The sequence below is a fragment of the Pseudomonas sp. F007 genome, from assembly GCF_057814275.1.
This window is the reverse complement of record NZ_JBVATA010000001.1, coordinates 704,520-717,119: the sequence shown is the minus strand read 5'-3', so window position 1 is coordinate 717,119 and position 12,600 is coordinate 704,520. Positions and strand designations below refer to the sequence as shown.

General features: G+C 62.7%; 11 protein-coding genes. 3 read left to right on the top strand and 8 right to left on the bottom strand.

Translation table 11 applies throughout. The features are described 5' to 3' along the window. Window positions 1-4: 4 nt before the first annotated feature. Together ACZYR5_RS03360 and ACZYR5_RS03355 are read right to left on the bottom strand one after the other, a co-directional pair. On the bottom strand, window positions 5-1,009 hold the full coding sequence (locus tag ACZYR5_RS03360; protein ID WP_489087915.1) for a GGDEF domain-containing protein: 1,005 nt from the start codon (window positions 1,007-1,009) through the stop codon (window positions 5-7). An 81-nt stretch (window positions 1,010-1,090) separates the two neighbouring features. Then, complete coding sequence (locus ACZYR5_RS03355) at window positions 1,091-2,002, bottom strand: LysR family transcriptional regulator (RefSeq protein ID WP_489087916.1); 912 nt, start codon at window positions 2,000-2,002, stop codon at window positions 1,091-1,093. A gap of 247 nt (window positions 2,003-2,249) precedes the next feature. Here ACZYR5_RS03355 and ACZYR5_RS03350 point away from each other — a divergent pair, with 247 nt between their 5' ends. Beyond that, window positions 2,250-3,425, top strand: coding sequence for an aspartate aminotransferase family protein (locus ACZYR5_RS03350; protein ID WP_489087917.1), 1,176 nt, complete (start codon window positions 2,250-2,252; stop codon window positions 3,423-3,425). 130 nt (window positions 3,426-3,555) lie between these two features. Here ACZYR5_RS03350 and fnr read toward each other — a convergent pair whose 3' ends face one another. The 5 genes from fnr to ACZYR5_RS03325 all read right to left on the bottom strand — a co-directional run bounded on the left by fnr (window position 3,556) and on the right by ACZYR5_RS03325 (window position 7,867). Beyond that, window positions 3,556-4,278: a fumarate/nitrate reduction transcriptional regulator Fnr gene (fnr, locus tag ACZYR5_RS03345; RefSeq protein WP_489087918.1), complete on the bottom strand. Its 723-nt coding sequence runs from the start codon at window positions 4,276-4,278 to the stop codon at window positions 3,556-3,558. A 176-nt stretch (window positions 4,279-4,454) separates the two neighbouring features. After that, window positions 4,455-4,880, bottom strand: a complete 426-nt coding sequence (locus tag ACZYR5_RS03340; RefSeq protein WP_489087919.1) for a bleomycin resistance protein — start codon at window positions 4,878-4,880, stop codon at window positions 4,455-4,457. Window positions 4,881-4,903: 23 nt separating this feature from the next. Beyond that, entirely contained in the window at window positions 4,904-6,817 is a 1,914-nt protein-coding gene (locus ACZYR5_RS03335) for an alkaline phosphatase D family protein (protein ID WP_489087920.1), read from the bottom strand. A gap of 338 nt (window positions 6,818-7,155) precedes the next feature. Then, window positions 7,156-7,434 carry a hypothetical protein gene (locus tag ACZYR5_RS03330; RefSeq protein ID WP_489087921.1) on the bottom strand — a complete coding sequence of 93 codons (279 nt, stop codon included), beginning with the start codon at window positions 7,432-7,434 and terminating at the stop codon, window positions 7,156-7,158. Beyond that, complete coding sequence (locus ACZYR5_RS03325) at window positions 7,424-7,867, bottom strand: MlaA family lipoprotein (RefSeq protein ID WP_489087922.1); 444 nt, start codon at window positions 7,865-7,867, stop codon at window positions 7,424-7,426. Before ACZYR5_RS03325 ends, ACZYR5_RS03330 begins: the two co-directional genes overlap by 11 nt. A gap of 167 nt (window positions 7,868-8,034) precedes the next feature. On the opposite strand from ACZYR5_RS03325, the gene ACZYR5_RS03320 reads away from it, so the two are divergent. After that, complete coding sequence (locus tag ACZYR5_RS03320) at window positions 8,035-8,745, top strand: response regulator (protein ID WP_489087923.1); 711 nt, start codon at window positions 8,035-8,037, stop codon at window positions 8,743-8,745. Next, on the top strand, window positions 8,742-10,079 hold the full coding sequence (locus ACZYR5_RS03315) for an ATP-binding protein (protein WP_489087924.1): 1,338 nt from the start codon (window positions 8,742-8,744) through the stop codon (window positions 10,077-10,079). The genes ACZYR5_RS03320 and ACZYR5_RS03315 overlap by 4 nt, the downstream gene beginning before the upstream one ends. A 48-nt stretch (window positions 10,080-10,127) precedes the next feature. On the opposite strand, the gene ACZYR5_RS03310 is transcribed toward ACZYR5_RS03315, so the two are convergent. Continuing rightward, a complete protein-coding gene (locus tag ACZYR5_RS03310; protein WP_489087925.1) occupies window positions 10,128-12,569 on the bottom strand; it encodes a TonB-dependent siderophore receptor in 2,442 nt (813 codons plus the stop codon). Window positions 12,570-12,600: the final 31 nt, after the last annotated feature.

Here is a 12,600-nt window from a genome sequence, read left to right as displayed (position 1 = left end):
TGGTTCACTCGCTGATCATGTTCTTGCCCACGGTCTTGGATCGATACAGCGCCTGATCCGCCCGAGCCAGCAGGCCGGTTTTCTCTTCACTGTCAAAACGCTGCACCACGCCAAAGCTCAGGGTCACCTGGTACTCGCCCACCGGCGCCAGGCTTTCCAGTTCGAAGCGGATGGTTTCGGCGATGACCCGGGCGGTGGTCAGCGGTGTGTCGGGCAGGAGCATGATGAATTCGTCGCCACCCCAGCGCGCCAGCAGGTCGCCTTCGCGCACGCAGCGTTTCAGGGTCTCGACCACCTGCACCAGCGCGGCGTCACCGAGGGCATGGCCGTAGTGGTCGTTGATGCATTTGAAATCGTCGATGTCCATCGCGATCAGAGCCAGCGGCTGGCGAAAACGCTGGGCCCGCTCGCATTCCAGGGGGAGGGCGGTTTCCAGCCGATAGCGATTGGCGATGCCGGTGAGGCTGTCGCTTTCCGCCAGTTTGCGGTTCTCCGCCAACTGCACCTGGAGCTGCTGATTGACCCGCGACAGCTCGCGTGTGCGCTCGTCGATAATCGCCGCCAGCGACTTGTTCTGCTGTTCGAGTTGCTCGACCAGGCGTTGTTGATGTTCGGTGCTGCGATGGGCACCGATCATCCGCGCCACCGAACCGTCGGCATTGCGCGCGACCACGTAGCCGTTGTCTTCGATGCGGGTGTAGGAGCCATCCTGCATGCGGCAGCGATACTGCGCCCGATACTGCGGGGTGCGCTGCTGCAGGTGGTCATCGAATTTTTGCATGACCAGGGGATAGTCATCGGGGTGGATCAGGTTCTCCCAGGTCAGCACGTTATTGTCCAGGCCGTGGGGTGTGTAGCCGAGCATTTCGTACCAGCCGCGATTGCGGTAGACGAACCCGGTGTTGGCGTTCCAGTCCCAGATACCGTCGCTGGTCAGGTCGAGAATCGCCTGGAGCACATCTTCATTCAGGTCAACCGGAGTGACCTCCAACGTCACAGCTTCCCCCATTTCGCTCTCCCTGCAGTGCTGATGTCGAGGTGTCGCTGAGACTAGCTGATGGCGGGGGAGTGCTCCAGTACCGGAAGTCGCTCAAATCCCCGGTTTGCCCCACATCTGCAGGGCAAACTCGACAAAGCAGCGCAGTTTCGGCAGGCGATAGCGGTCGGGGGCGTACACCAGGTTCATCGCCCGGCGCGGCAGTTGGTAGTCCTGCAGCAAGGCTACCAGTCGCCCTTCGCGCAAATCCTGTTGCACCAACACGTCAGGCAACATCACCACGCCCATGCCGACCCGGGCAGCCTGTAGCAAACCAGGGACGCTGTTGATCACCATCGGCCCGCTGACCGGCACCAGTACTTCGCCCTCCGGCCCGCTCAGCGGCCATTGCTTCCCCACCGAACTCCACTCGTCACCGGCCGGATAGGCGTAGGTAAGGCAAGCGTGCTGGCTCAGTTCGGCCGGCGTAGTCGGCACGCCGTGCTGCTCCAGGTACGCGGGAGCGGCGCAGATGCTCAGGGTGTAGTCGACCAAAGGCCGGGCAATCAGGCCTGACGGCTCGGGGTTGCCGAGGCGAAACGCGACGTGGACGCTGTTGTCGATCAGGTCCATCACCTGGTTGTTGAGCAGGATATCGACGCGGATGTCCGGGTATTGCTGGGTAAACAGGTGCATGGCCGGCGCCAGGCATTCGGAGCCGAAGCTCGGCGGCGCGGTGATGCACAGGGTGCCCTTGGGCTCGCCCTGGACCGTCTCGGCGAGCCGCTCGGATTCGTTGACCAACCCCAGCACCTCCAGGCAGCGCTCGTAGTAGGCGCTGCCGAATTCGGTCAGACGCTGGCGCCGCGTGGTGCGGTTGATCAGGCTCACGCCCAGGCGCTGCTCCAGCGCCCGCAGGTGATTGCCGACCATGGTGGTCGACAGGCTGCAGTGGCGGGCGGCGGCGGTCATGCTGCCGGTCTCGACCACTTTGACGTACACCGACATTGCCAGGAACAGATCCATTATCAAGCTCAGCTTTAAGATGATTGAAGTTTTAAGGCGTTTATCCAGCTCAGGTGGTTAACGATACTGCAAAAACACTGAACTGCTCACTGTACGCAACCCCTGTAGGAGCGAGCTTGCTCGCGAAAAACGTCAACGATAACGCGCCCTGTCTGAATGATTGCGGTGCCCTTGCGTTCTTCGCGAGCAAGCTCGCTCCTACAGGGGATCGCAGTGACTACATTCCTGCTAATGGAGCCTGACCCCCATGACCGCCACCCACCTGATGAGCACCTACCAACCCCTGGCCCTGAGTTTTACCCGCGGCCTGGGCACGCGCCTGTGGGATCAGGCCGGGCGTGAATACCTGGACGCGGTGGCGGGCGTGGCGGTGACCAATGTTGGTCACTCGCACCCGCGGGTGGTCAGTGCCATCACCGAACAGGCTGGCCTATTGCTGCACACCTCCAACCTGTACAGCATCGACTGGCAGCAGCGGTTGGCGCAGAAGCTGACGCAATTGTCGGGAATGGACCGGGCGTTTTTCAGCAACTCCGGCGCCGAGGCCAACGAAACCGCGCTGAAACTGGCGCGGCTGTACGGTTGGCAAAAAGGTATCGAGCAGCCGTTGGTGGTGGTCATGGAAAATGCCTTTCACGGCCGCACCCTCGGCACCCTGTCGGCCAGCGACGGCCCGGCGGTGCGTCTGGGTTTTGCACAGTTGCCGGGGGACTATCTCAAGGTGCCGTTCGGCGACCTCGCCGCACTGGAGCAGGCTCAGGCCAAATATGGGCAGCGCATCGTCGCCGTACTGATGGAACCGGTGCAGGGTGAAAGTGGCGTGCAGCCGGCACCCGTCGGCTATCTGCGGGCGCTGCGTACGCTATGTGATCGGCATAATTGGTTGTTGATGCTCGACGAGATCCAGACCGGCATCGGCCGCACCGGGCAGTGGTTTGCCTTTCAGCACGAAGGCATCGTGCCTGACGTGATGACCCTGGCCAAGGGCCTGGGCAACGGCGTGCCGATCGGCGCCTGCCTGGCCCGGGGCAAGGCCGCCGAGCTGTTCACCCCCGGCAGCCACGGCAGCACCTTTGGCGGCAATCCGCTGGCCTGCCGGGTCGGTTGCACGGTGCTGGAAATAATCGAGGAACAAGGTCTGCTGGATAACGCCCGGCGCCAGGGCGAGCGGTTGTTGGCCCGGTTGCGCGCCGAACTCGAGGGCCTGCCGAACGTGGCGGCGATCCGTGGTGTGGGCCTGATGATCGGCATCGAGCTGAAACAGTCGATACGCAACCTGAGCCTGACCGCCGCCCGCGATCACGGGCTGCTGATCAACGTCACCCGGGGCAACGTCATCCGCCTGCTGCCGCCGTTGACCCTGGATGAGCGGGAGGTGGAGATGATTGTGCGTGGGGTGTACGGCGTTCTGAAAGCTGAATGACCACCCTCCACTGTAGGAGCGAGCTTGCTCGCGAAAAACGTCAACGATGACGCGGGATACCTGATGCCGCGCAGCGCCCTCAGGTTTTTCGCGAGCAAGCTCGCTCCTACAGTGTGGGCTTCAGCCGGGTCTAACGCTCGGAGAGCTGCGACAACGACGGCGAATCGAGAATCTGGATCGATTTACCCTGGGCCACAATCAGCCCTTGCTGTTGCAGCAAGGTAAAGCTGCGGCAGGTGGTTTCGGTGGCGATGCCCAGGTAGTTGGCGATTTCGTCGCGGGTCATGTTCAGGCGAAATTGCCGGGCCGAATAGCCATTGGCGTGGAAGCGTCCGGACAGATCCAGCAGGAAAGTCGCCAGGCGCTCATGGGCATTTTTCTGCGCGAGCATGCGCATCATTTTGTGATCGTCGCGAATTTCCCGGCTCATCAGGTTGATCAGTTGCCGCCGCAGCTGGGGGATTTTCTCCAGCAGGGCCTCGAGTTGATCGAAGGGGATTTCGCAGACAGTCGTGGTTTCCTGAGCCTGGGCGGTGCAGGCGTAGGTGTTGATATCCATCCCCGACAACCCGATCAGCTCGCCGGGCAGATGAAACCCGATGATGTGCTCTTCGCCATTGAGGTTGACGCTGGAGGTTTTCAAGGCGCCGGAACGGATCACGTAAATCGACGTAAAGGCCTCGCCCTGGCGAAACAGGCTGTCGCCTTTGCGCAGTGGGCGCTCGCGTTTGACGATGGCGTTCAGTGCGCTGACATCGTCACTGCCCAGCGCCAGTGGCAGGCATAACGAGGCCAGCTTGCAGTTTTTGCAATGGGGCGATTCAGAGTGCTTGGGGGACGCTGGGGTGTGCATGTCATGACCTTGGGCAAATCGTCTGGACCTCTATCAGGCCGCGACGATGGAAGGTCATTAGCGCCGGGCGGCAGGGCGGGCGTCAAACCGCGCGGCGAGGAAATAAACATTATTGATAAGTGCCCGAGCCAGCGTTTTTGGGGGGGCAGCGAGATAGAGCGCTGCCGGGTCCCAGGTCAAAGAATCGGCCGTTCACCCAGCGCCTGCACCAGGCGCAACAGGTAGCCGTCAGGGTCCTGGACGATCAGTTCAAGCTGACCGACTTCGGTCTTGCCGGAGCGATACCAGTTTTCGCCAAACGGACGAAACAGCGGCCATTGGGCAGCCGTCAGCCGAGCCAGGATCGGTTCGACCTGCTGCACCTCCATCTGAAAATTGATCCCGCGGCCAAAGGGCACCTGCAATGGCCCGGTGTGCCACTGGCCGTCGTCGGGAACATACTGTTCGAGCATCACCTGTACGCCGTCGAAATCGAGGTAGGCGAAGCCTTCCTCGGGACGGTCGTAAGCGACCTGGAAACCGATCAGGCGAGTCCAGAAGTCCAGGCTTGTGGCGATGTCGCTGACCGTCAGTTCGGGCACCATCTTGTTGCGCTTGAGCATACGTATCCTTCGTTTCTCAGAGGTCAATCGGTGGTGGGTGGCACCATCCGGGTTTTCGCTGCGCCGTTCGAGTTGTGCTGGTAGATCGTCTGGGGCTGGCCCTGTTGATTGAAAAACACCTGGCCAATCCCCGCCGAGTTCCACAACCGCTCGCCGGCCTCGGCGTGCTCCGGCACGTGGGGCACGACCTGCATGCGCCGGCGCTTGGTCAGCCAGTTCAGTGGCGAGCGTGGCGAGTATAGCCAGCGATTGAGACGATCGAACCACTCCAACAGGGTCGGCGGGAATTCATTCTTGATGCCGCTGCTGGTGATCTGCCAGATCCGTGGCCCGGCACTGCGGTGGCGAATCAGCACTTCGTAGACGAACGAGTAATGCACGTCACCGGAGAGGATCACGTAATTGCCTGGCGTGCGCGAGTGACGAAAGATGTTGAGGATCACCTGCGCCGCGCCGCGATGGGCCATCCAGTTTTCCGCGTCCACCAGCAGCGGGTAGCCGCACCAACTGAAGACTTTCTGCACGGTCTCGATCAGCTTGACGCCGAACACCGGCGCCGGTGAAACGATGATCGCCGAGGGGTGATCGAGCAATTCTTGCTGCAACTCACAGAGGGCTTCCCAATCCAGCAGACCCGAGGGTTGCTTGAGATTGGACTCGCTGCGCCAGCGCCGGGTGCGGGTGTCGAGCACCACCAGCGCCGGGGTGGTCGGCAGCACGTAATGCCAGTGCTGGAATTTCAGCAGCTCGTCGATCAGTGCGTCTTGCGCAGGGCTGTCGAGGTAACCCTGCTGCGGGTCGAGGGCGCGGGTTTTATCCACAAGGCCGGTGAATGCATCGGGGTTGTTGCCCCAGCCCTGGCACAGCAGGTAGGCAATCAGCGCGTTGCCGATGATGCGCTTGGAGAACGGGTGGCCATAGGCGGTCTGTTCCCATTGGGCGCTGAGGTTCCAGTCGTCGGTGATGTCGTGGTCATCGAAAATCATCAGGCACGGCAAATGGGCGAACACTCGCGCCACCTGACCGAGGCCGAGCTTGAAGGCGTCGATGCGGGTCTGTTCCAGGGCGTAGCGCTCGCGGCGCTCGGGCGTCAGTGCCGGCGGCTGCGGGTCGATCAGGGTCCAGGCGGTGGGCGACCAGACCAGCAGGTACATGGCCATGACTTCGGCGAAGGTCACCAGGTGATTGTCGGCGCTGCTGCTGGTAAAAATCGGTTTGCGCGCACCGCCGAAAAAGCGTTCGCGCAGGGTTTCGTTGCTCTCCAGCGCCGGCAGCAGATCGGCGCGATGGTAGTAACTGGCCGGGTGCTGGTAGAGCGCGGCGCTGTCCTCGACCACCGCGCCGTCGAGGTGCTCGCCGAACAGGCCCAGGCGTTCGATCAGCGCGTGGATCGCCCGTAGCATCGGGCCGGCGACATCGTCGGCGTAGACCTGGTCGCCGCTCATCATCAACAGCGCCGGGCGTTGTTCGGGGGCTGGGTTGTCGGCCAGCAGTTGGTCGACGCACAGCAAACCATCACGGGCCGGAAAATGCGGTTTGCGGCAGGAACCGTGGAGCAGTTGGTCGATGCGACTGCGCAAGACGAAATTCGCCGATTGCGCCGCGCCGTACAGCAGGTGCGGCGCCCATTCGGCGATACCGGTCTGCTGGCCATCGTCGCCGCTGACCAGCAGGTCGTAGTCGATGCTCACGTCCTGGGGCAGGGCCTGGTCAAGCTGCACGTCGATCAGGTGGACAAAAGCCTGACGGCCGACCGCGATGACCTGGGGCTCCAGCGCAATGTCGCCGACGCCGGCCAGGCGCAGGGTCAGCGCCAGTTCCCGCGAACCCACCAGCCACAGCACCAGGCGCGTCGGTTCCAGACGCCGCAACAGCGGGCCGACCAGTACGGCGGGCAGGGGCGATTGATCAGCGAGGTGCGGCGCAGGCGTGGACATCCGAGGGGTGGGCTCCAGGTAAAAACAGGCCGGCGATGATAACGCAGCCGATCTTCGCTGTGGCGGCTCGCTCCCACAGACCCGGTGACCGCCGATCTCGCGATCGATCACAAAACCTGTAGGAGCGAGCCTGCTCGCGATGAGGCCATCAGCTACACCGCATCAATTTCATCGCGAGCAGGCTCGCTCCCACAGAGGGCTGCTGCGACCGCCGATCTTGTGACCGATCACAAACCCCGTAGGAGCTGGCTTGCCAGCGAAGGGGCCATCAGCCACACCGCACCAATTTCATCGCGAGCAGGCATAGGGGATTAGGCAGATTCAGGCTATCGGCCAGATCAATTCATCACCCCCCGCCCCGGCAGGTCGCTGCCTTGCTCCACCGCCTGCGCCTCGCCGTTGGCGATGATCCAGCGCAGCAGGGCGTTGACCGAGATGCGGTGGCTGCGCTCGACCCATTCCACGCCTTCGGGGCGGTACAGTTCGATGTAGCGGCTGAGCACCAGTTCGCGCTCGTCGTCGGTCAGGCGAAGGCTGGTTTCGCTGCAGTGCAGGCCGCTGTTGGCGCGGCGGTTCAGGCGCTGTTCGAGCACCAGCGGCGGGCTGTTACGTGGCATCGGTTGCCACGAGCGGCCCGCTGATAACGCCCCAGATACCGAAGGTCTGGCCGAAGGCGGAACGACGAAGGGCGATGCCCGGTGCGTCGATGCCCTCAAAGGACGGCTTGCCGTTGACGTGGGGCAGGCTGTCGAGGAACACCGTGGGTTGGTTGAAGTGGGTGGTGAAATTATCCAGGCCCAGTTGGTAGAAATCCGGCGTGTAGCCATAACCCCGGGCAACCGGCTCGATGGCGTCTTCGTCAATCACCTGGTTGAAGGCGAAATTGCCGCGGTTGACCTGTTCCGCCGGGTCCTGCAACGGGTAGCCGGCCTGGGCGCAGGTGGTCGGGGTGTCGGCCGAAGTGCGGCTGGCGCAGCCGTACAGGTAGGTCAAGGTCAGCAGCAATGCAGCATTGCGGAACAGTGCATGGGAGCGCTTGAACAAAGGCATGGCAAACAGTCTTCGGGATAAGGGAACTGGATCCTGACATCTGCGCCTTGCGTAAAAATGTCTGGTTTTTTACCGGCTTGATGCTTTGTGACCGAGTTGAAATATATGACGAACCTCGCCGAATGGTTTTAGATATCCGCACTATCCATCGCTGAGTGTGCCCGCCGGTGAGCCATTTGTTGATCGTGGACGACGACCTTGAGGTCCTCGATCTGCTGCGTAAATTCTTTGTCCAGCAAGGCTATGTCGTCGACGTCGCCACCGACGGCGTGGCGCTGTGGGCCGCCCTTGAGCGACAAATGCCCGACCTGATCATCCTCGACCTGATGATGCCCGGCGAAAATGGCCTGACCCTGTGCCAGCGCCTGCGTCAGCAACACAGCACGCCGGTGATCATGCTCACCGCCATGGGCGAACTGAGCGACCGCGTGGTGGGCCTGGAAATGGGCGCCGACGATTACGTCAGCAAGCCGTTCGATGCCCGCGAGCTGTTGGCGCGGGTGCGCGCGGTGTTGCGTCGGGTCGGCGAAGTACGACCGTTGACCGGCCAGGTGCCCCACCCGCTGATCAAGTTCTGCGACTGGCAACTGGACCTGACGCGCCGCGAACTGCGCTCGCCGGACCAGGTGATGATCCCACTGTCGGCCGGCGAATTCGACCTGCTGCTGGTGTTCGTCGAGCACCCGCAACGCATCCTCACCCGCGAGCTGCTGCTGGACCTGGCGCGCGGACGTACCCACGAAGCCTTCGACCGCAGCATCGACGTGCAGGTCAGCCGTTTGCGGCGCAAGCTGGAAATCGACAGCAAGCGCCCGGAAATGATTCGCACCGTGCGTAACGGCGGCTATCTGTTCACCCCCAGCGTGACTCGCCAGTGAAAGGTTGGCGGGCGGCCTGGTGCCTGCGCAAACGCGACACCGTGTCGCGCTGGATCGCCCTGACCACCATCCTCGCGATGCTGACCTCCCTGGGCTTCTACGCGCTGTTCACTCAGGTCGCCGGCGTCTGGGCCTATCCGCCGTTGACCGAGACCGGGCTGCTGGAAAAACTCTCGTCCCTCAGTCGGGTGATCGCCGCCTCCGAACCGGCGCAACGGCAACGTCTGGCCGACGCCGCCAGCGACAGCAGCCTGACGATCCGCTGGAGCACCAGCCACGAAGCGCTGGAGCTGCCCGCCACACCTGAAGCCGCCAGCCGCGCCGACAAACCAAACGCCCGCAAACTGTTCAACAGTGAGCGCCTGGAAGCCTACCAACCCTCGGACTGGCCGCAGCACAACGGCCAATACGCGATGGCCATGCAACTGGCGGACGGCTCCTGGCTGATGTTCAGCATGCCGTCGCGCAGCTGGGGCCTGGAGCACTGGGCGCGCAATCTGATTGTGGTGGTGCTGATTTTGCTCTCCACCGGGCTGGTCGCGCTGATCGCCACCCGTCGCCTGGCGCGTCCGCTGCAAACCTTTGCCGAGGGCGCCCGGCGCTTTGGCGTGGACTTTCGCGCACCGCCGATCGAACCGGTCGGCCCCCACGAAATCCGCCAGGCAATCCTCGCCTTCAATGCCATGCAGGCGCAGTTGCAGCACTTCATCAAAGACCGCACGCAAATGCTCGCGGCCATCTCCCACGACCTGCGCGCGCCGCTGACGCGTATGCGCTTGCGCGGTGAATTCATTGACGACCCGCAGTTGCAGAAAAAGCTCTTCAGCGACGTCGACGAAATGCACGCCATGATCAATTCCAGCCTGGAGTTCTTCCGCGACAACGCGCGCCTTGAACAAGCCACTCCGTTTGACCTCGCCGAACTTCTGCAAACCCTGATCGACGACTACCGCGACCAGTCCATCGAAATCCCGTTCAGCGGTCCGCAGCGCCTGGCGTATGTCGGGCGTCCGCTGGGGCTGAAACGGGTGATCACCAACCTGCTGGAAAACGCCCTCAAGTACGCCAGCGAACCGGCCATCGAACTGCGCAGCGATGCCGAACACGTGACCATTCGCGTGCTCGATCGCGGGCCGGGCATTCCCAGCGACAGTTATGAACAGGTGTTCGTGCCGTTCCATCGCCTGGAAGGCTCGCGCAATAAAAGCACCGGCGGCGTCGGCCTGGGATTGTCGGCAGCGCGGGCCATCGTGCTGGAACACGGTGGCGAGCTGACCGTGAGAAACCGCAGCATTGGCGGGCTGGAAGCGCGGGTGGTGTTGCCGGTGTTGTAGTGGCCGCCTGCGCAGGGGTATGCACGCCCTGCGCAGACAGCTACCGACTCAGAAGTCCCAGCGCGTGTTGAGCATGAAGTTGCGCGGTTCGCCGTAGGCCGCCGAGTTGTAGAAGCCGATGTTGGTGTAGTACGACTTGTCGAAGATATTGTTGACGTTGAGGGTCGTCGAAAGGTTTTTAGTGATCTGATAGCGGGTCATCAGGTCCACCAGCCAGTAGGCATCCTGGGCGATATCCTCGTAGTGACCCAGCGGCGCGTTGTAGATCGATTGCCAACCGACGCTCTGCCAGCGCAGACCGCCACCGACGGTCAGCTTGTCGAGGTCACCGCGCAATTTGTAGCGGGTGTACAGGCTGACCTGGTCTTCGGGTTCGAAGGTCGAGATCTTCTGGTCGTTTTCGTCACGCACGATCTTGTGGGTGTAGCCGGCCTGCACCTGCCAACCGGGGGCCAGTTCGCCGGAGATTTCCAGCTCATACCCCTTGGTGGTGGCCTTGGTGCCCTTGAACGCGTAGTTCGGTGGCGTTGGTTGCTGGTTGTTGTAGTCGTCGTCCGGCATGTAACGGTTGTTTTCATGCACCTCGAAGTAGGCCAGGCTGCTGTTCAGGCGGCCATCGAAGAATTCCCCCTTCAGCCCCAGCTCATAGTTCTGGCCTTCGTCCGGCTCGAGGATGGTGTTGTTGCGGTCTTTGTTCCAGCTGTCCTGGGGCATGAAGATGTCGGTGTAGCTGGCGTACACCGAGTACTGCTCGTCGAGGTCGTAGACCGCGCCGACGTAGGGTACGAAGCGCCCGGTCTCGCGGTAGGACGGGGTCAGGCCGGTCAGGTGATAGTTGACCACGCGGCCGCCGAGAAACACTTTCAGGTCGTCGGCGACATTCAGGCGAGTGGTCATGTAGGTGCCGGTCTGCCGCACGGTGTCATCGGTGCGTTGCGACACCGGGCCCCAGTTCGGTTCCGGGAAGTTGCCGTTCCAGTTATTGAAATCGACCACGTTTGGCGCGTTCTGGGTCACGTCCCAGTAGCCCTTGCCGGTCCAGTGCGAGTTGCCCGCCGAGCCGCCGATCACCAGTTCATGCTCACGACCCATGAAGGTAAACGGCCCACTGAGGTAGAAGTCCGCCGAGTCGCTGGTGGTTTCGCCGGTGTACTTCTGCGTGTTGATTGTCGCCGTGCCGTCGGGCTGCGGCTGGTCGAACTGGATCGAGCCGAGCGGGGCGTGGTAGCCGTTGATCTTGTGGTCCAGTTGCAACTTGGTCACCCAGCCGTTGCCCAGTTCATGCTCGAGGGTGGCGAACACGGTGCGGGTGTACTGCTCCCAGCCGCTCCAGTCGGTGCCGTTGTTGAACGAGCGCGAGACGCTGTTATGCCCGCCTTCGGAGTTGATCAGCGGGAAGCTGCCGGACCAGCTGGAGCCTTTGGGATTGTTGTCCTGGTAGTCGCCGCCGAGGGTCAGCAGGGTCTCCGGGGTCAGGTCGAATTCGACGATGCCGTAGTACACCGAGCTGTCGCGCGAGTAGTGGTCCATGAACGAATTCTTGTCCTGGTAAGCCGCCACGGCGCGACCACGGACGTTGCCGGTTTCGGTCAGCGGGCCGCTGACGTCCAGTTCGCTGCGGTAGTTGTCCCAGGAACCGACGCCGAGGCTGGCGTGGCCCTGGAAATCGGCGGTAGGTTTCTTGCGCACCAGGTTGATGGTGGCGCCCAGCGAGCCGGCGCCGGTCAGCAGGCCGGTGGCGCCCTTGAGCACTTCAACGCGGTCGTAGATGGCCATGTCGCTGAGGGTGTTGCCCGCCGAGTAGGCGACGTTGCGCACGGTGGAGGGCACGCCGTCGTACTGGAAATTGTTGATGGAAAAACCGCGGGCGTAGTAGTTGGTGCGGTCACTGTCGAAGGCCGAGACGGTGATGCCCGGGGTGTGGCGCATCACGTCGTCGACGTTGTTCAGGCCGAAATCGTCCATGTGTTGGCGGGTGATCACGGTGATCGACTGCGGGGTTTCCCGGGGCGTCAGCACCAGGCGCGTGGCGGTGGCGATGGTGCCGGGGGTGTAGGAGCCGCTGCCTTCGGTGACCGTACCCAACTGGTTGCTGATGATGCTGGTGGCGCCCAGTTCGAGCGCGTCACCGGTGCTGGCGCGCGGCACCAGGATGATCGCGTTGGGACCGTTTTGCTGGAAGTCCAGCGCGCTGCCGGCCAGCAGTTGGCTCAACGCCTGCTGGATACTCATCTGGCCGTTGACGCCGGGAGACTCGATGCCCTGGGCCATGTCCGAGGTGTAGGCAATCTGCAGGCCGCTCTGCACGCTCAATTGATCCAGCGCGTTAGCCAGTGGCTGGCGAGCAATGGCAAAGCGATGGGTGCTTTGCATTTCGTGGCCGGTCGTCTCGGCGACGGGCTCGACGGCGGCGGCGTGGCTGCAGGCCAGGCAGATGGCGAGTGCCAGCAGGCTGCGGGCAGGGGTCGGATTGAGCGTAGGAAAGTGCATGCGAGTCCCGTACTGAATAGGAATTATTTGC

What these genes read in the sequence shown, in the direction of transcription:
- ACZYR5_RS03360 (WP_489087915.1), bottom strand. Translation starts at nt 1,009, where the DNA reads ATGGGGGAAGCTGTGACGTTGGAGGTCACTCCGGTTGACCTGAATGAA.
- ACZYR5_RS03355 (WP_489087916.1), bottom strand. Translation starts at nt 2,002, where the DNA reads ATGGATCTGTTCCTGGCAATGTCGGTGTACGTCAAAGTGGTCGAGACC.
- ACZYR5_RS03350 (WP_489087917.1), top strand. Translation starts at nt 2,250, where the DNA reads ATGACCGCCACCCACCTGATGAGCACCTACCAACCCCTGGCCCTGAGT.
- fnr (WP_489087918.1), bottom strand. Translation starts at nt 4,278, where the DNA reads ATGCACACCCCAGCGTCCCCCAAGCACTCTGAATCGCCCCATTGCAAA.
- ACZYR5_RS03340 (WP_489087919.1), bottom strand. Translation starts at nt 4,880, where the DNA reads ATGCTCAAGCGCAACAAGATGGTGCCCGAACTGACGGTCAGCGACATC.
- ACZYR5_RS03335 (WP_489087920.1), bottom strand. Translation starts at nt 6,817, where the DNA reads ATGTCCACGCCTGCGCCGCACCTCGCTGATCAATCGCCCCTGCCCGCC.
- ACZYR5_RS03330 (WP_489087921.1), bottom strand. Translation starts at nt 7,434, where the DNA reads ATGCCACGTAACAGCCCGCCGCTGGTGCTCGAACAGCGCCTGAACCGC.
- ACZYR5_RS03325 (WP_489087922.1), bottom strand. Translation starts at nt 7,867, where the DNA reads ATGCCTTTGTTCAAGCGCTCCCATGCACTGTTCCGCAATGCTGCATTG.
- ACZYR5_RS03310 (WP_489087925.1), bottom strand. Translation starts at nt 12,569, where the DNA reads ATGCACTTTCCTACGCTCAATCCGACCCCTGCCCGCAGCCTGCTGGCA.